Below are 17,235 nucleotides of genomic sequence, written 5' to 3'. Positions count from 1 at the left end.
CCCCACCCCAGCACGTGGTTCCGCCACTTGAGGGCGCCGTGCACGCAGGCCTGGCGGCGGGCGTCGGTCGTCGCCACCGCGGCCGCGGGGGTAAAGAGCGGCGCCCGCGCCGTCGGCACGTCGGGACGCGTCAGCACCGAGCCCCAGCCGCCGCCGCTCGGCGCCACCCACTCGCGGTCGAGACGCCCCCGGCTCCCGGTCTGCTCGTCGGCGACCACCGCGACGTCGGCGGCGCCCTCCCCGGCGAGCTCGCGGGCCCGCTCGTTCGTCGATCCGACCCGGTCGCGGTACTCCACCGAGTAGGGCGCGTCCAGCCCGAAGGCGATTCCCGGCCCGGAGTACCCCGGATCCTCGGGAGCGACGTACCCCTCGGAGGCCGACTCAACCGCGAACCCGTCCTCTCGGAGCCCCTCGACGGCCTTCCAGACGGCCGCCCGCGAGACGCCGAGCGACTCGGCGAGTTCGGGGCCGGAAACGGGGCCGTCGTCGGCCGCGAGAGCGTCCAGCAGCGCGCGCCGCGTGTCCATGGCTCCCGATCCGGCGGCCGCGCCGAAAGCCGTTCCGGGTCCCGGACGCTTTGTGGACGGGGCGCGAAAGACCGCCGATGACCGACGAGTCCGAGACGGTCCGGCTCACCGGCGCCGACGGGGACGAGCGCGTCGAACTCGACGTCGAGCGGGGCCGCAACCTCCGGCGGCTCCTGCTCGACGCCGGGCTGTCGCCGTACGCGCCCGCGACCCGCCGGCTCAACTGCGGCGGTCGCGGGCTCTGTGCCACCTGCGGCGTTCGGGTTCGCGAGGGTCCCTCCGCCGACCAGTGGCACGACCGCCTCGCCGACCGGTTCGGCTACCCGCGGCTCTCCTGTCAGATCGCGGTCGACCGCCCGATGACGGTCGCGCTCGTCGACAAGCGCGTGTGGGGCGGGCGGCGGTCGAGCGGCGACGGGTAGCGGCCGCGACCGCGCCGGGCCACACCGCGTTTCCGGTGAAACGGCGAACGGTAGCGCGTGGCACGCGACCGCGCGGGGAAAGCGTGACGACACCGCTCGCGGCACAAAAGCCAAGTCCGCGGGCCCGAACGGTCCGGTATGCAACCCTCCAAGGAGCGCGAGTCGTCCGACGACCCGATGGACGACCTCGACGACCTCCTCGACGACGACCTCGCGGGCGGCGAGGGAGAGTCAGAGGCCGACGCCGGCGGGGCCGCGAGCGCCGAGCCGACGGCGGGGAGCGAGGCCGGCTCCGGGGACGCCGGCCGCGTCGGCGTCTCGGGGCGGTGGTTCTCGGCGAAGGCGTTCGGTCTCGCGCTCGTCGCGGTCGCGGTCGGCGTGTTCGTCGGCGGCCTGATCCCGCTCATCGGCGGGACGGTCGGGACCGCGGGCGGCGTGTTCGTCGCCGCGTTCCTGCTCGGCCTTGTGCTATCGGCGCGCCGCTACGTCGAGACCGGGACCGCCGGCGCCGCCGCGGGCGCGGCGAGCGCGGTGACGAGCGTCCTCGGCGTCGGCTTCCTCCCGATCGGGATCGACTACCTCTCGCAGTGGGGGCTCCCGCTCGTCGCGGTCGGCGGGGGCGTCGGGCTGGTGCTCGCGCTGCTCGGCCACTACTTCGGCCGCGACCTCCGCGCGGGGCTGAGCCGAGACGTGGAGGGGTGAGTCGCCGAAATCCGCGAGGGGTGAACGACCGGAACCCGCGAGAGGCGTCTCCGTGAGCCGCTACTCTCGCAACCGGTCGACGCCGACGTAGTCGGCGATCTCGCGGCGCTCTAAGACGAGGAAGCCGGCGAGGATCGCGACGAACCCGATCAGCGCCTCGGCGTCGACGAGGTGACCGAGCAGGGCCCAGCTACCGACCGCGGCGACGACGGGCTCGGCGTAGCCGACGAGGTGGAGCTGCGACGGGCCGACCGCGTCGAGCAGCGCGAAGTACAGGAGGAACGCGACCACGCCGGAGAGCAGCGTCAGATACGCGAGCGAGGCGATCGCCGTCTGGTTCCAGGCGATCGCGGCGGGCGACTCGCCGATCGCGGCGGCCGCGACGAGCAGCTGCCCGGCTCCGATCACCATCGCCCAGCCCTGAAGCGCGGCGATCGGGAGGTCGGTGCGGAGCGGGCGCAGCAGGACGGCGCCCAGAGAGAAGGCGGCCGCGCCGGCGAACGCGAGCGCGACGCCGACGACCGCCGCGCTGCCCAGCCCGGCCGCGGCCGGGTCGGCGATCACGGCCACGCCGATGACGCCGAGCGCGAACCCGCCGATTTCGACGGGGCCGAGGCGTTCGTTCGGGAGGAGCGCGGCCGCGAAGACGGCAGTCAACACCGGCGAGAGGCTCACGACGACCGCGGCGACCGCGCCGGAGATCCGGATCTCGCCGAGGTAGAGGAACCCGTGATACGCCGCGATCACGAACGTGCCCGCGACGGCGACGCCGAGCCACTCGTCGCGGCCCCGCGGGATCCACCGGTCCGCGGCGACCGCGGCGTAGCCCAGCACGACCGCGCCGGCGACGACGTACCTGACGCCGGCGAACAACAGCGGCGGGAAGTAGTGGAGGCCGGCCTCGATCGCGACGAAGGACGTGCCCCAGAGCGTTGCGAGCAGCAGGAACGCGGCGACGACCGCTTCCGGAGTAGAGAGGAGGTTTCTGAGATTCACTGGTTATGAATTCGAAAGACGCAGACGTAGTTAAACTATTCTCTCGGATAGTGCGTTATTCGAAACGAAGAATCAGACATACGAATTAGATCCGATTCGAGCCCCGAACGGCGCCGACATCTTGGAGTATCCTCCAACCCTGTCGGTCGACATATACAACCGGTCGGGGGTCGATCCGGGGGTATGGACGAGCGCGACGTGCGGCTGTTGAAGGCGATATCCGATCTCGGTACCGGGAGCCCGGAGCGGCTCCACGAGGAGACCGGGATTCCGGTGTCGACGATCCACTACCGACTGAACAACCTCCGGGAGGACGGCGTCATCGAGAACGACCTGTACGACCTCGACCACGAGGCGCTCGGGCTCGGCGTCACCGTCATCGTCGAGGTGCTCGCGAGCTACGAGGGTCCGTACGAGGAGTTCGCGGACGAGCTGCTGGCGGTGGAGGGCGTCACGGAGGCGTTCTTCACGATGGGCGAGACTGACTTCGTCGTCCTCGCGCGACTCTCCTCGTCGGACACCGTCGAGCGGCTCATCAGCGACTTCGAGGCGATCCCCGAGGTCGAGCGCACGAACTCGACGTTCACCATCGCGGCGCTGCGCGACGAGCCGCGCGCGCCGGCGACGTACGACCTCGACACGTTGATCGAGGAGCTGACCGAGTGACGGCGGCTCACTCGGGCGTCAGCGAGGCGCCGACAGAGCGCTCGACGTACAACAGCAGCACGAGCCCGAGCATTACGGTCCCGTAGGAGACGGCGGCGAACAGCGCGTCCTGCGTCGAGGGGTACTCGGTGGTGCGGAAGATGATCACCTTCCGGACCATCGCGATGACGCCGGTGTAGATCACCAGCCTGACGATCCGCCTGGTGTCGCTCTGTTCGATGTACGCGACGACCGTCTGGTACACCTCGACGATGATGAGCAGCAGGAGGCCCGTCTCGATGAAGCCGATGACCACTTCCGGGTTCGTGATCTCTCCCGTCGGGACGGACTCAACGATCTGGATCGCGAGGTCGACGACGCCGATACCGAACAGGAGCGCGAACAGCGCCGCGGCGGCGAGTTCGACGGCGTGAACGAAGCGGTTCGTCACCTCCGAGACGCGGCCGCTGACCGTCTGCGTCTCGGCCGGGTCGGGCGCGCGGTCCGACGCGGACGAATCGTCCGACTGGTCGACCACAGGCGAGTCTGCCATCAGATGACCCTCAATTCCGATAACGGACTCGCGCCACGTAAAGAGGGGGCCTAACCGGTGTGGGACGCGCGGAACGCGTTACGAGCGCTTGCCGATCTCCTCGCGAAGCACGTCGGAGACGACCTCCCCGTCGGCCTTCCCGCGGAGCGCGCCCATCGCCTCGCCCATCAGCCCGGAGAACGCCCCCATCCCCTCGGCCTCGATCTGGTCCGCATTGCGCTCGACGACCTCGACGACCGCCTCGCGGACCTCCGCCTCGCTCACGCCCGAGAGGCCCGCCGCCTCGACGGCCTCGCTCGCCGTCAGATCGGGGTCCTCGGCGAGCGTCGTCAGCACCTCGGGGACGCCCTCCTTCGCGAGGTCGCCCGACTCGACGAGGTCGAACAGCGCGAGGAAGTGGTCGTCGGTGAGGTGCTCGACGGGCGCGCCGTCGCGCCGGATCTCCGTCGTCGTCGACTCCAGCGTCGTCGCAGCGAAGGTGGGGTCGACGCCGCGGTCGACCGCCGCCTCGAACAGCGGGAACCGCTGGCCGAACGCGACCTGCTCGGCGAGCCCGGCGTCGAGGCCGAACTCGTCGGCGTACCGTTCGGCCTTCTCGTCGAGGAGTTCCGGCGTCTCCACGTCCGAGGGGTCCGGTTCCACCGGCGGCACGTCCGTCTCGGGGTACATCCGCGCGGCGCCCGGGAGCGGGCGGAGGTAGCGGGTCGTGCCGTCGTCGTTCGCGCCGCGGGTCTCCTCGGGGACGCCCTCCATCGCGGCCTCGGCGCGCTCCGCGGCCGCCTCGATCGCGAGGTCGGCGGTCTCCGGGTCGGCCGCGACGATGGCGACCGCGTCCGCCTCGCCCGCGCCGACCGCATCGCGTAGCGCGTCGACCTCCGCCTCGGTGACGCCGTACGCCGGCAGTTCGTCGGTGTGGAAGATGCCGCCCGCGCCGTGGCGCTTCGCGTGGTCCGACAGCTCCGTGCCGAGCCGGCGGTCGGGCTGGAGTTCCCGGCCAACGAGGCCGTCGAACCCGAACAGCGGGACCGCGGTGACCTTCCCGCCAGAGTCGAGCGCGCCGCGGATGACGCCCGACTCGGTGTCGGCGAAGACGTCGGTCGCGTCCGTCACGTCGCCGACGCTCGCGTCGCGTTCGCGGAGTTCGTCGCGGATTTCGAGCAGCTCCGCCTGTCGGCCCACCTCGCCGCGGACGATGTCCTCGATCCCTTGGAGGTCCTGAACGCCCTTCACCTCGACGCGCGCGCCGTCGGCGATGGAGACGTTCACGTCCTGCCGGATGGTGCCGAGTCCGCGCTTGACCGCGCCCGTCGAGCGAAGCAGCATCCCGATGCGCTCGGCGGCCTGCCGCGCGCCCTCCGGGCTGCGGATGTCCGGGCCCGTCCCGATCTCGACGAGGGGGACGCCGAGCCGGTCGAGCGAGTAGACGACGCCGTCGTCCGTCTCTTCGACGCGCTTCGCGGACTCCTCTTCGAGCATGAGGTCGACGACCGACACCGACCCGGACTCCGTCTCGATCTCGCCGTCCTGCCCGAGGAGGATCGAGCGCTGGAAGCCGGAGGTGTTCGAGCCGTCGATGACGAGCTTCCGCATGACGTGCGCCTGGTCGACGACCGAGAGGTCGAGCAGGTCGGCGATCTGGAGCGCCACGGAGAGCGCCTCGCCGTCGACGCGGCGGGGCGGTTCGTCGTCCTCCTCGACGAGGCAGGTCGTGTCGTACGCGAGATAGGTGAACTCGCGGTCGACGCGGCTCTCTTCCATCGCGGCGTCGTCCAGCTCGCCCAGTTCGCTCTTCGTCGGGTGGAGCTGTCGGGTGATCGACCGGTCGGACTCGTCGGGGTCGCGCTCGACGGTCGGGGAGTCGCAGAACAGCTTGGTCTCGGTGTCGAGCTGCTGGTGGATCTCCAGCCCGGCGACGAGCCCCAGTTCCTCGTAGTCGTACTCGGGGGTCGCGTCCGTACTCATTACGCCACACTCCGACGGCGCGCGACTGAAAGGGTGGCAGTTCGCGCGGGCGAGGCGACAATCAGCAACAAACAGCCGATGCGGTGGCGCGTGCCTGCGATCGACCGCCCCCGGCGGCCGCGAAGCCAGCACGCGCGAGGGAGTCGGTGGTCCTCCGCTTCGCTCCGGACCACCGACAGGGCGAGAGCCCCGCTCTCGCTTACAACCAGAGGTCGTCCGGTGACGAGGCTGGGGAGGCGTGAGGCGCGGTGCTGTGCTGGGCGGGACTCGAAGGGGCAGTCGCGAGGGCGGCGCAGGCGACGTAAGCACCGTAGTGAGTGAGCGAAGCGAACGAACGAGGAGCGCAGCGAGCGTGCGCCGCCCTCGCGACTGGGGCTTTGGAGGTGGTCGCCGCCGGTCCACGAGTAACGATTTATAACCGAGCGGCCGGGGCTTTGGGGCAGTTCACCACCGTAGCATTCCGATCGTAGTCGTCACTTCTCACGTAGCATCGAAAGGAATTGTGCGTGGGTGCTGTCGTAGAGACAACACCGGCATCGGTGGGGGTGTGCCCCGAGCGATGCGTGGGACCGGATTTGAACCGGCGGACCTCTACAGGACAGCGCCCTCAACGCTGCGCCGTTGGCCTGGCTTGGCTACCCACGCTCGCGGTGTTCTGTCGCGTCTCCACGTACCCTGTCCCCAATTAAAAGCCCTTCCATTCGAGGGAGCCGTGCCGGGGTTTCGCAGACCGGCGGGCGGCGCGCCGCCGTCCCGATCCGGCGACCGCGACCGGAACGCGTCGACCGCAACCGGCACGCGTTTGGGGGTCGCGTCCCTCCGTCCTGGCATGTCCGACTGGGCCCGCGAGAACGTCTCCGTGTTGACCGCCGTCGCCTCCGGCGTCGCGCTCGCGCTCGTCTTCGGCGCGGTGGGCGGCGTGATCCCGAGTTCGCTGCTCCCGCGCGCGAGCGACGCCGTCCTCGCCGCGATCCCGCACTTCAACGCCGCCGTCTCCGCGACGGCGATCGCAACGATCCTGCTCGGCTGGCGGGCGATCTCCCGCGGGAACGTGACGCGTCATCGGAACTTCATGGTGACCTCGTTCGCGCTGTTCGCCGCGTTCCTCGGGGCGTACCTCTACCGACTGATCCACGTCGGCACCACCGAGTTCCCCGGGCCGGAGCTCGTCTACTCGTACGTGTACCTCCCCTTCCTCGCGATCCACATCCTGCTCGCGATCGTCTGCGTCCCCTTCGTCTTCCACGCGCTGTTCCTCGCGGCGACGCGCCCGTACGCGGACCTCTATCAGACGCGGCACTCGCAGGTCGGGTTCGTCGGCGCCGTCCTCTGGCTGATCTCCTTCACGATGGGGATCGGCGTGTACCTGCTGCTGTACCACATCTACTGAGGAAAGACGCGAGAAGAGGACTACGCGTTCCGCTCTGCCTTCTTGTGTGCCGCGTAGAACAGCGGGACGAGCAGCGCGCCGGCGAAGCCGAACCCGAGCGCCAGCGTTCCGATGTCGCTCGCGGAGAGACCGCCGTCGGACCCGCCCGAGTCGCCGCTCCCGGAGCCACCGTCGCCGCCGTCGCCGCCAGAGCCACCGCCGCTGCCGGAGCCGCCCTCGGCCTGCGGGTCGACGAGGTCGTCGTCGACGGACCCGACAGCCACGACGCCCTTCATTCCGACCGCCCGGTGGGGTTCACAGAGGTAATTGAACGTGTCACCGTCGCTCGCGTCCTCGAAGGTGTACTCGAAGGTCGTGCCCTCCTCCGAGACGGGCGAGCCGCTGTCGAACGCGCCATCGTCCGCGACGACGTTGTGACCGCCGCCCTGTCCGGTCCACTCCCAGACGACGGTCGCGCCCGGGTCGATGAGGATGGCGGCGGGGCCGAAGCGGAGCCCGTTCTCGCCCGCGCCGACCGAGACGGTGACCTCGTCCTGCCCGCGGTAGTCGTGAGTACCGTCGTAGTTGCTGACGCCCTCGAGCCACCCGTCGTACTGGGCGGCGGCGGTCCCGCTTCCGGCCGCGACCCCCGCCGCGACCGCCGCTCCGGCGGCCCCGGCGCGGAAGAATCCGCGGCGGCTCATCGACGCGGCGTCGCCCTCGGCGGCGTCGGTGTTCCCTGTCATGCTCGCACCTCTGACCGTGATCGTATTTAAGCCCCCGATACGTTCCGAACGGTCGGACCGGCGGCGAACGTGTGCGGGGTCGCGGCCGCGGCTACCGGCTCAGTCGTCCGCGGGCGTCGGGTCAGAGACCGGCGCGTCGACGTCGCGGTCGGTCGCCTCGCCCTCGACGTCGAACGGGTACTCGCCGGTGACGCAGCCGAGGCAGAGGTCGGCCCGGCTCTCGCCGAGCGCCTCCGCGACCGCGTCGATCGAGAGGTACGACAGCGAGTCCGCGCCGACCTCCTCGCGGATCTCCTCGGTCGAGGCGTCGGCCGCGATCAGCTCCTCGCGCGTGGCCATGTCGATGCCGAAGTAGCAGGGGGCGAGGATCGGCGGCGCGCCGATCCGGAGGTGGACCTCCTCCGCGCCCGCCTCGCGCACGAGCTCGACGAGCTGGGTCGAGGTCGTCCCGCGGACGATGGAGTCGTCGATGATGGTGACCGACTTCCCCTCCACCGTCGAGCGGATCGGGTTCAGCTTCAGCCGGACCGCGCGCTCGCGCTCGTCCTGGGTCGGCATGATGAACGTCCGGCCCACGTACCGGTTCTTCATCAGCCCCTCGGCGAACTCGACGCCGCCGTCGTCGGCCGCCCGCGGTTCGCCGTCGGCCGTGGTCTCCCCGGCCGCGTCCGCGTAGCCGGAGGCGAAGGCGCGCCCGGAGTCGGGGACGGGCATCACCACGTCGGACTCGACGCCGGACTCCTCCCAGAGCTTCCGGCCGAGCTTCCGGCGCACCTCGTACACGAGGCTCTCGTCGATGACGGAGTCGGGGCGCGCGAAGTAGACGTGTTCGAAGAAACAGTGGGCGGTCGCGTCGCGCTCAACCAACTGATACGTGTCGTAGCCGGTGCCGTCGGGGTCGAGGACGACGAGCTCGCCGGGTCGGACGTCGCGGATCAGCTCCCCGTCGAGCGTGTCGATGGCGGCCGACTCGCTGGCGAGGACGTAGCCGCCGTCGATCTTCCCGAGACACAGCGGGCGGTTGCCAAGCGGGTCGCGGACGCCCAGCACGGTGTCGTCGTGGGTGATCGCCAGCGAGTAGGAGCCGTGGATGCGGTTCATCGTGTGTTTGACCGCCCGCACGAGGTCCTCTTCGAGGAGGTTCCGCGCGAGGTCGTGGGCGATCACCTCGGTGTCGCCGTCGGAGGTGAACGCGTGGCCCGCGGCCGCGAGCTCCTCGCGCACTTCGTCGGCGTTGACGAGGTTCCCGTTGTGGGAGAGCCCGAGCGAGCCGGACTTGAACGACACCGAGAAGGGCTGCGCGCAGCTCTTGTCAAGGCTCCCGGCGGTCGGGTAGCGGACGTGGCCGATGCCCGTGCCGCCCGACAGCGACGCGAGGTCCCCCTCATCGAAGGCGTCGCCGACGAGGCCGCGCTCGACGTGGCTGTGCTGCTGGAACCCGTCGTGCGTGACGATGCCGGCCGACTCCTGGCCGCGGTGTTGGAGCGCGTACAGCGCGTAGTACAGCGGTCGCGCGGCCTCCCGGTCCTCGAGCGAGACGCCGACGACGCCGCACTTCTCTCGCGGTTCGTCGCCGCCGTAGTCCCCACCGGCGTTCATGTACGCGAGGGTGAGGCGGGCGGCGATAAAAATCCTCGTGTTCGTGGCGTATCGCTCCGCTAATCGTACGATAATATACGCGATCGTGGATAAAGCTCGGCTCGCCGGCGCGTCGTTACGCCCCCTCTTCAGCACCGACGAACTCGTCGAGGCGCGCGAAGTACGCCTCGCGGGGCACCTGATACGCGTCCCGGTAATCGATCTCGCCCCCGACGAACCGTTCCGCGACATCGACCGCGCCGGCCGCGCCCGCCTCGCGGCTCTCGTGCGTCTCCGCGACCGCCTCGATTTCGGGCTCCAAGAAGAGGACGACGTGCCACTCGTCAGTCGCGTACTGGCCCGAGCCGGGCCGCGCGTTGCGGGAGCCGTTCGTCAGGTAGATCGTCGGGAGACACTCGTCCGGGAGGTCGCCGCTCCCGAAGACATCGGGTCGGTAGACGAGGATCGCCCGGCCGCTGGGCTCCTCGTTCCACACCCGCCACCCCTCCGGCAGCGATTCGAAGGTCATAGCCTCGCCTCGGTCGCGGAGGCTTGAAAACGTCGCGCTCGGGGAGAAGAATCGTTCCGCGGTCGACGGGGGGCCTCAGTCGACGATGTCCGACCCGCCCGGCGGGAGGAACTCCTGTAGCTGGTCCGCGCTCGCGACCTTCCGCACGAACGACTGGTCCGCGAACCGCTCTTTCAGATTCCGGTACGCCATCATCGCGGCGTCGTTCTGCGCGTACATCCCCGGTTCGAAGGTGAGGTGCGCGGCCGCGCGGTCGACGACGGCCGACGGCGGGCCGCCGATGGCGCGGGTGACCGGCTCGCACTGGACGCCGACGGCGATCCGGCAGGGGACGTCCTCGAAGTACGTCCGGTCGCCGCGGATCACGAAGCTCCCCTTCTCGATGTACTCGCCGCTCTCGGGGGTCTTCGACACCTGGTCGGGGTCGACCATGTACGCGTCGCCCGCGCCGCGGCCATCCTTCCAGTCAGACGAGTAGGAGACGGCGAACTGCGCGGCCTCCCGCAGGGTCTCCTCCGAGAAGTCGACCGGATCGGCCGACTCCGACGGGCCCGAGGCCTTGAGGATCGTCACCGGCCCCCCGTGCGCCTGCGTGTGGAAGAACCGATCGTGTTTACCCATGTACTTCTTCACCAACTCCTCGTTCTGGTCGGCGTTGCGCCCGCCGATGACGAGGTAGCCGGTCGAGGTGCGGAACCAGCGGAACCGCTCGAACCAGTCGTCCGGGCTGCGGATCGGGATCGAAGAGCGGGAGAGCCAGTCGGTCTCGTACGCCTCGTCGTCGTCCTCGTCGTCGCCCTCTTCCTCGCCGCCGTCGTCGGCCGCCTGCTGTTCCTCCCACTCCGCCTTCCGTTCCTTGACCGCCTCCAGCTCCTCGCGGGTGGACTCGATCGCCGCCATCGCCCCCTCCTTCTTCTCCTCGACGCGTTTCGCCTCCCGGTAGAGGCGGTCGGCGTTGACCTCGACGCCCTCGCTCGCGTCAACCTCGACGCGGACGGGGTCGCCGTCATCGTCCTCGAGTTCCACCGTTACCGTCCCCTCGCCGCCGTCGACGTCGACGACGGCCTCCGCGGCCGGAATTCCCCGCTCCGCGCCGGCGTCGAGCGTCTCCGCGATCTCGTCCCACGGCACCTCGTTCTCGCGGGCCTCCCGCACCGTCGAGATCACCTCGTCAACGAGGTCGTAGTTCGCGTACAGCAGCTCCGCGCGCTCGCGCTCCGCCTGCGCCTGTTCCTCGAACCCCTCGATCGCGCCGCGCTGCTGTTCGATGATCCGCTCCTGTTTGGCGATCTCCTCCTCGAAGTCCGGGCGGGAGGCGCTCGCGTCGGCGGGCGCCTCGCCGTCGCCGGTCTCCTCGCTCCCCAGCCGGTGGAAGTACTCGTCGACGGCGGCGTTGAAGGAGTCGAACCCCACGCTCGGCAGGTCCTCGTGCTCCGCGAGCGGGAAGGGGGTCACGTCGACCACGCGGGGGTCGGCGTCACCGGCGCCGCCGTCGCTCCCGTCGCCGTCGATCGATTCCTCGTACACTCGGGGGTCGATGTCGCCCGAGCGGAGCCGTTCGTCGATCCGGGAGAGGGCGTCGTGGAGCGCCCCGAGTTGGTCGTCCGTCGCCTCCTCGATGGGCGTCTCCTTCGGCACGCCGGCGCGGGTACACACCTCCTCGGCGTAGAGGCCGCCGAGGTTCAACTGGGTGGCGAGGGTGCGCACCACGTCGCTGTCCGACTCGCGCATGTGCCGGTCGAACCCGCCGCGGCTCACGTCGAGGGGGTTGAGCCGCGAGGCGGGGTACTCGTACTGCGAGCCGGGCGCCACCGTCCGGGACTTCAGCCGGACCGTCGACAGCGCCCCGATCACCTCGCCCGTCTCGTCGAGCGCGGCGACGTTGCCCTGCCCGAACAGCTCGGCGACGAGCGTCGTGTTCTGGTCCTCGCGCTCAAACTCGAAGGTGAGGATGCGGTCGAACTCGTACTGCTCGACGCCCGCGAAGTCCGCGCCGGACAGCCGGTTCCGGAGCATCTTCGCGAAGTTCGGCGGGCGGCCCGGCGCGTCCGCGACGTGGTCCGGGTCGGCGGCGTGCGCGCGTTTGATGTCTCCGACCTCGATCATGAGCTCGACGCGGCCGCGGTCGAAGTCGCGCAGCTTCAGCCGGAGCAGGTCGTCGTCGTAGAGGTACGCCTTGTCGACCTTCGCGCCCTCGTACCGATTCAGCTCGGTGACGAGGGCCGCGAGGTCGATGCTCGACAGCTCCCGCTTCTGGTCCATACGTGATAGAGACCGCCGGGGCGGAAAAAGGCGTGTCGTTGTGGGATTCAGCGCGACGGTCGGCTCCCCGCGCGTCAGTTACCGTTGCCTTTCCCCTTGCCGCTGCCGAGACGCTCGACGGTGTTGAGCGCGTTGATGATCCCGGCACCGAACTCCGAGTCGCTCTTGCCGTTCGCCCCCTCGGCGCCCTTCTGGATCGCCTGCTCGATCCGGCTCGCATTCGCGTTCGGTTCGAGTTCGCGGACGAGTGCAGCGAGGCCGGCGACCTGCGGGGCTGCCATGGAAGTGCCGGCCTTGTACCCGTACGCTCCCTGTTCGACGGGGATTGTCGACAGCACGAGGTTCGTCGGGAATGGCCACTCGACGGCGTCGGGGTCTTCGACCAGCGTCTTCTCCAGCGTTTCGTACCCACCGCCCGGCGCGGCGATGTCGATGTCGCTCGTGCCGAAGTTCGAGTAGAAGGAGAGCGTGTCCGCGGGCGAGGTCGCACTGACGGTGAACGCCGCCGGGACGCTGTTCGGCAGGGTGAAGCCGCTCCCCTGAAGGCTCCCCGAGTCGTTGCCGGCGCTCCCCGTGATCACGGTCCCGCGCCGGACCGCGCTCTGGAACACGGTCTGGACCTCCGCCTTGAGCTTGTTCAGCTCCGATCCCGGCTGCTGAACGCCCGGGATTCCGAGGCTGAAGTTCGCCGCGTCGGCGCCGATCTCTGCCGCGTAGTCGATGCCAGCGAGGATGTCACCGAACGTCGCGCCGCCCTCTGCGGGGAACACGCGAACCGGGATCAGCTCCGTGTCCGGGGCGGTACCGACGACGCCGGATTCGCCCGTGGCGCCGACGGTTCCGGCGACGTGCGTGCCGTGAGATCCAGAGTCGTCGGGCCCGATCTCCGGTACGTCGTCGTCGGCGACGAAGGCTTGGCCGAGCTCCTCGTTGACGTTTCCGAGGTCCGGGTGGTTCAGGTCAATCCCGGTGTCGACGATCGCGACGCGCGTTCCCTCCCCGGTCGCGTACTCGTGGGCCTCGAAGACGTCGGTGATCTCCTTGTCCCACTGGAGGTCGGACAGCGCGGCGCCCTCGCTCGGCGGGGTCTCGTCGGCCGCCTCGGTGTTGACTTCCGGCTCGTCGAGTTCGAGCTTCAGGTCCGGATTCGCCGCCTTGACGCCCTTGACCGACTCGATGTCGGCGGCTGCGTCGCTCGGACCGACCGCGACCAGCACGTCACCGTCGGCGAGCTCGTGACGGACCTCGAACCCCGCGTCCGTGACGGCGTCGGCGACGCCGTTCCCGTTCGCACCGACGATATACTGCGTCTGTCCGTCCGCGGCCGACGCAGTTCCTGTGATCGTCGCCGTCGCGGCGAGCCCGGCAACCCCCTTCACGAAAGTTCGTCGTTCGAAATTCATGTGAGTAGTCCTCGTGTGACGGGGTACCGATATTGTATCCTGATAGAGTATAAATGTTCATCAATGAATGACTCTGTACTAATCCAAATCCAAGTAAACAGAAAGGCGGTGGTCGCCAGAAACGTCAGTCGACGACGGTACGCGACGGGGGAGCGACTCCCGGCGGAAGCGGGCGTGGGTTCGGTCGGCCGAGGGCCTACAGCCGCTTCGACACGTACGGCCCGTCCTGCCGGTAACCGAGCTTGTTGCGGTAGTACTCGCGGGCGCCGATGCCGGAGATGACCGCGACCTTGTCGTACCCCGCCTCGCGAGACAGTTCCTCGGCGCGTTCGAGCAGCTTCGTCCCGTACCCCTGGTGCTGCCAGTCGCCGTCGCCGCCGATGCCGACCTCGTTGCCGTACACGTGGAGCTCGCGGACCAGCGCGGCGTCTTCGAGCTCCGGCCGGATCGGGTCGCTCTCGGTTCCCGGCGCGCCCGGCTGGTCGGGGGCGAACGAGGGGAACCGAAGCCGACAGAAGCCGACGAGCAGGTCGCGCACGGGGTCCTCGAAGGCGATAAAGTGTTCCGTGCCGCCGCCGGCCTCGTAGGTGGTGACCGAGAGTTCCACGTCGTCCGGGTCGGGGTCGGCGTCGTTGTGGCCCACTTCGCGGGCGCGGATGTCGCGCTGGACGATCCCCTTCTCCTCGGCGCGCTGGGCGGCGAGCTGTCGGAGGTTCGACTTCTGGACGCCCGCGTCGATGAAGTCGGCCGGGATGTCGCGCTGGACGCGCTGGAGCCGCGTGTACTTCGGGATGAGGTCCATCACGTCGGCGACGAGGTCGGCCGCCTCCTCGCTCGTGAGCGGGTCGAAGTCGTCGCGCCGCCACCGGTCGTACACCCGCGTCCCCTCGACGACGAGCGTGGGGTAGATCTTCAGGTAGTCGGGGCGCCAGTCGGGGTTCTCGAACAGCTGCCGGAAGTCCTCCAGACACATCTCGCGGGTCATCCCGGGCTGGCCCGGCATCATGTGGAAGCCGACCTTGAACGCCGCGTCGCGCAGGCGGCGGTTGGCGTTCCGGCTCGCCTCGTTGCCGTGGCCGCGGTGCATCTCGCGGTTGATCCGCTCGTAGGTGGTCTGGACGCCGACCTCGACCTTCGTGCCGCCGAGGTCGAGCATCCGGTCGATCTGCTCCGGGTCGCACCAGTCGGGCTTCGTCTCGAAGGTGGTGCCGATGTTGCGGATCGGATTCGTCTCGTTCTCGGCGATCACGTCTTCGAGGTACTCGAACTCGGTCTCCTCGGGCGCGGGCGCGAACGACTCGCCCTCCGCGGGCTCCGGCTCCTTGTCGAGGTCGTAGTCGTTCATCGCCTGGAGCGCGCGCTTGACGAACCACTCCTGGTAGTCGTGCGAGCGCGCGGTCATCGTCCCGCCCATGAGGATGAGCTCCACCTTGTCGACGGGGTGGCCGATCTTGCGGAGCTGTTCGAGCCGGAGCGTGACCTGCCCGTACGGGTCGTAGTCGTTCTGCTCGCCGCGGGCCGCCGCGGGCTCGTGGCCCGTGTACGACTGCGCGGAGGAGAACTCTGAGGCCGGGCCGCCCGGGCAGTAGAGGCACTTCCCGTGCGGGCACAGTTCGGGGGAAGTCATGATCGCCACGGGGGAGACCCCGGACGCGGTCCGGACGGGCTTGCGCTGGACCACCTCGATCACGTCGTCGCGGTGCTCCGTCGGTGCGTGGTCGAGGATCTCGGTGTTCTTCGGCACCTTGGGGGAGCCGAACTCCGAGCAGGCGTCGAGCTTGGCGCGTTCGAGGTCGTTGCGCTCGATCTCGCCGTCGAGGATCCTGTCGACGAGGTGTTCGCAGGTGCGGACGAACGCCTCGGAGTCGCTGGGGTCCCCGGAAGCGGCGTCGTCGGACTCGGCGTCGCCCGCCGCGTCGGTACTCATTACTCTCCGATCCGCGAGTTTCGGGGTTAAGCGTGTCGCACCCGGGCGCCGACTCGGTGCGCCGAGCCGTTTACCACAGAATATATTAGTTAGTGGTATTACCGAGTGATTATGCCAGCGACACAGATGGAGCGGGCGCGACGCGGCGAGGTCACCTCCGCGATCGAACGCGCGGCGGCGCGCGAGAACCGCGACCCGGAGTTCGTTCGCGAGGCGGTCGCCGAGGGGCGCGCGGTGATTCCGAACAACCACGCGCACGACGCGCTCGACCCGATGGTCATCGGCCGGGCGTTCGCCACGAAAGTCAACGCGAACATCGGGAACAGCGAGACGACGAGCGGCCGGGAGGAGGAGCTCGAAAAGCTCCACGCGGCGGTCCACTACGGCGCCGACACGGTGATGGACCTCTCGACGGGCGACGAGCTGGACGCGACCCGCGAGGCCAACGTCGCGCACTCGCCGGTGCCGGTCGGGACGGTCCCGATCTACGAGGCGGTCAAGCGGGCCGAGTCCGCCGAGGCGATCACCCGCGAGCTCCTGCTCGACGTCATCGAGAAACAGGCGCGGCAGGGCGTCGACTACATGACGGTCCACGCGGGGATACTGATGGGACACCTCCCGCTGACCGACGGCCGGAAGACGGGGATCGTCTCGCGAGGGGGGTCGATCCTCGCGCAGTGGATGGAGGAGAACGGGTCGCAGAACCCGCTGTACGCGAATTTCGAGGCGATATGTGAGATATTCGCCGAACACGACGTGACGGTCTCGCTCGGGGACGGCCTCCGGCCGGGCTGTGTGGCCGACGCGAGCGACGAGGCGCAGTTCGCCGAGCTCGACACCCTCGGAGACCTCACGCGGACCGCGTGGGACCACGGCGTCCAGGTAATGGTGGAGGGCCCCGGCCACGTCCCGCTGGACGATATCGCGGAGAACGTCGAGCGGCAGCAGGCGGTGTGCGACGGAGCGCCGTTCTACGTCCTCGGCCCGCTGGTGACGGACGTGGCGCCGGGGTACGACCACATCACGAGCGCGATCGGCGCGACCGAGGCCGCGCGGGCCGGCGCGGCCATGCTGTGCTATGTGACGCCGAAGGAGCACCTCGGACTGCCGGAGCCCGAGGACGTGCGGGACGGTCTCGCCGCGTATCGGATCGCGGCGCACGCGGCCGACGTGGCGAACGACCTCCCCGGCGCGCGCGACTGGGACGACGCGCTCTCTGAGGCGCGGTACGAGTTCGACTGGCGGCGCCAGTTCGACCTCGCGCTCGACCCCGAGCGCGCGCGGTCGTACCACGACCAGACGCTTCCGGGAGACAACTACAAGGAGGCCCGCTTCTGCTCGATGTGCGGCGCGGAGTTCTGCTCGATGCGGATCGATCAGGACGCCCGAGACGCGGACGGCGAGATGGCGTCGATAGCGGGATCGGAGGGGACGGACCTCGACGCGTCGCCGGCCGCGAGCGTGAACCTCCCGCCGGTCGGGACCCACGACACGAGCCGCGTGCCGGAGCGGATCGAGGTCGAGGGAGTGACGTTCACCCCGGAGACCACGGACGACGACTGATGCGGGCGGAGGGGCCGATGCGGGCGAGCCGCGGCCGGAAGCGCGCGTCGG

The 17,235-nt window shown here is 69.8% G+C and carries 15 protein-coding genes and 1 tRNA gene; 5 read left to right on the top strand and 11 right to left on the bottom strand.

Annotation, left to right across the window (positions count from 1 at the left end):
* A partial coding sequence (locus B9G38_RS00670) for a biotin operon repressor (RefSeq protein WP_143415334.1) occupies positions 1-527 on the bottom strand: 527 nt, incomplete at its 3' end.
* Between the two features lie 77 nt (positions 528-604).
* Between B9G38_RS00670 and B9G38_RS00665 the strand changes: the two genes are divergently transcribed.
* Complete coding sequence (locus B9G38_RS00665; protein ID WP_086219142.1) at positions 605-949, top strand: 2Fe-2S iron-sulfur cluster-binding protein; 345 nt, start codon at positions 605-607, stop codon at positions 947-949.
* Between the two features lie 138 nt (positions 950-1,087).
* On the top strand, positions 1,088-1,651 hold the full coding sequence (locus B9G38_RS00660; RefSeq protein ID WP_049929357.1) for a hypothetical protein: 564 nt from the start codon (positions 1,088-1,090) through the stop codon (positions 1,649-1,651).
* A gap of 60 nt (positions 1,652-1,711) precedes the next feature.
* On the opposite strand, the gene B9G38_RS00655 is transcribed toward B9G38_RS00660, so the two are convergent.
* Positions 1,712-2,647, bottom strand: coding sequence for a DMT family transporter (locus B9G38_RS00655; RefSeq protein ID WP_049929356.1), 936 nt, complete (start codon positions 2,645-2,647; stop codon positions 1,712-1,714).
* A 183-nt stretch (positions 2,648-2,830) separates the two neighbouring features.
* Between B9G38_RS00655 and B9G38_RS00650 the strand changes: the two genes are divergently transcribed.
* Complete coding sequence (locus B9G38_RS00650) at positions 2,831-3,313, top strand: Lrp/AsnC family transcriptional regulator (RefSeq protein ID WP_049929354.1); 483 nt, start codon at positions 2,831-2,833, stop codon at positions 3,311-3,313.
* A 7-nt stretch (positions 3,314-3,320) separates the two neighbouring features.
* On the opposite strand, the gene B9G38_RS00645 is transcribed toward B9G38_RS00650, so the two are convergent.
* The 3 genes from B9G38_RS00645 to B9G38_RS00635 all read right to left on the bottom strand — a co-directional run bounded on the left by B9G38_RS00645 (position 3,321) and on the right by B9G38_RS00635 (position 6,452).
* Positions 3,321-3,845, bottom strand: coding sequence for a phosphate-starvation-inducible PsiE family protein (locus B9G38_RS00645; protein ID WP_049929353.1), 525 nt, complete (start codon positions 3,843-3,845; stop codon positions 3,321-3,323).
* Between the two features lie 78 nt (positions 3,846-3,923).
* Positions 3,924-5,807: a Glu-tRNA(Gln) amidotransferase subunit GatE gene (gatE, locus tag B9G38_RS00640; protein WP_049929352.1), complete on the bottom strand. Its 1,884-nt coding sequence runs from the start codon at positions 5,805-5,807 to the stop codon at positions 3,924-3,926.
* 560 nt (positions 5,808-6,367) lie between these two features.
* A tRNA-Leu gene (locus B9G38_RS00635) sits at positions 6,368-6,452 on the bottom strand.
* 184 nt (positions 6,453-6,636) lie between these two features.
* Here B9G38_RS00635 and B9G38_RS00630 point away from each other — a divergent pair.
* Positions 6,637-7,197, top strand: coding sequence for a DUF420 domain-containing protein (locus B9G38_RS00630; protein WP_086215564.1), 561 nt, complete (start codon positions 6,637-6,639; stop codon positions 7,195-7,197).
* Between the two features lie 20 nt (positions 7,198-7,217).
* Here the strand turns inward: B9G38_RS00630 and B9G38_RS00625 are convergent, their stop codons facing one another.
* The 6 genes from B9G38_RS00625 to B9G38_RS00600 all read right to left on the bottom strand — a co-directional run bounded on the left by B9G38_RS00625 (position 7,218) and on the right by B9G38_RS00600 (position 15,621).
* Positions 7,218-7,922, bottom strand: coding sequence for a halocyanin domain-containing protein (locus B9G38_RS00625; RefSeq protein ID WP_086219141.1), 705 nt, complete (start codon positions 7,920-7,922; stop codon positions 7,218-7,220).
* 99 nt (positions 7,923-8,021) lie between these two features.
* On the bottom strand, positions 8,022-9,521 hold the full coding sequence (purF, locus tag B9G38_RS00620) for an amidophosphoribosyltransferase (protein WP_086219140.1): 1,500 nt from the start codon (positions 9,519-9,521) through the stop codon (positions 8,022-8,024).
* Positions 9,522-9,636: 115 nt separating this feature from the next.
* Entirely contained in the window at positions 9,637-10,029 is a 393-nt protein-coding gene (locus tag B9G38_RS00615) for a DUF5820 family protein (protein WP_086219139.1), read from the bottom strand.
* Positions 10,030-10,104: 75 nt separating this feature from the next.
* Positions 10,105-12,291, bottom strand: coding sequence for a ribosome rescue protein RqcH (gene rqcH, locus B9G38_RS00610; protein WP_086219138.1), 2,187 nt, complete (start codon positions 12,289-12,291; stop codon positions 10,105-10,107).
* A 74-nt stretch (positions 12,292-12,365) separates the two neighbouring features.
* Positions 12,366-13,694 carry a S8 family serine peptidase gene (locus tag B9G38_RS00605; protein WP_086219137.1) on the bottom strand — a complete coding sequence of 443 codons (1,329 nt, stop codon included), beginning with the start codon at positions 13,692-13,694 and terminating at the stop codon, positions 12,366-12,368.
* 196 nt (positions 13,695-13,890) lie between these two features.
* Positions 13,891-15,621 carry a tRNA uridine(34) 5-carboxymethylaminomethyl modification radical SAM/GNAT enzyme Elp3 gene (locus tag B9G38_RS00600; protein ID WP_086219136.1) on the bottom strand — a complete coding sequence of 577 codons (1,731 nt, stop codon included), beginning with the start codon at positions 15,619-15,621 and terminating at the stop codon, positions 13,891-13,893.
* Between the two features lie 126 nt (positions 15,622-15,747).
* On the opposite strand from B9G38_RS00600, the gene thiC reads away from it, so the two are divergent.
* Complete coding sequence (gene thiC, locus B9G38_RS00595; protein WP_086219135.1) at positions 15,748-17,184, top strand: phosphomethylpyrimidine synthase ThiC; 1,437 nt, start codon at positions 15,748-15,750, stop codon at positions 17,182-17,184.
* Positions 17,185-17,235 lie beyond the last annotated feature (51 nt).

This window comes from Halorubrum sp. SD612, assembly GCF_002135005.1.
The sequence above is the reverse complement of the archived record's forward strand: the minus strand, read 5'-3'. Positions and strand labels throughout refer to the sequence as shown.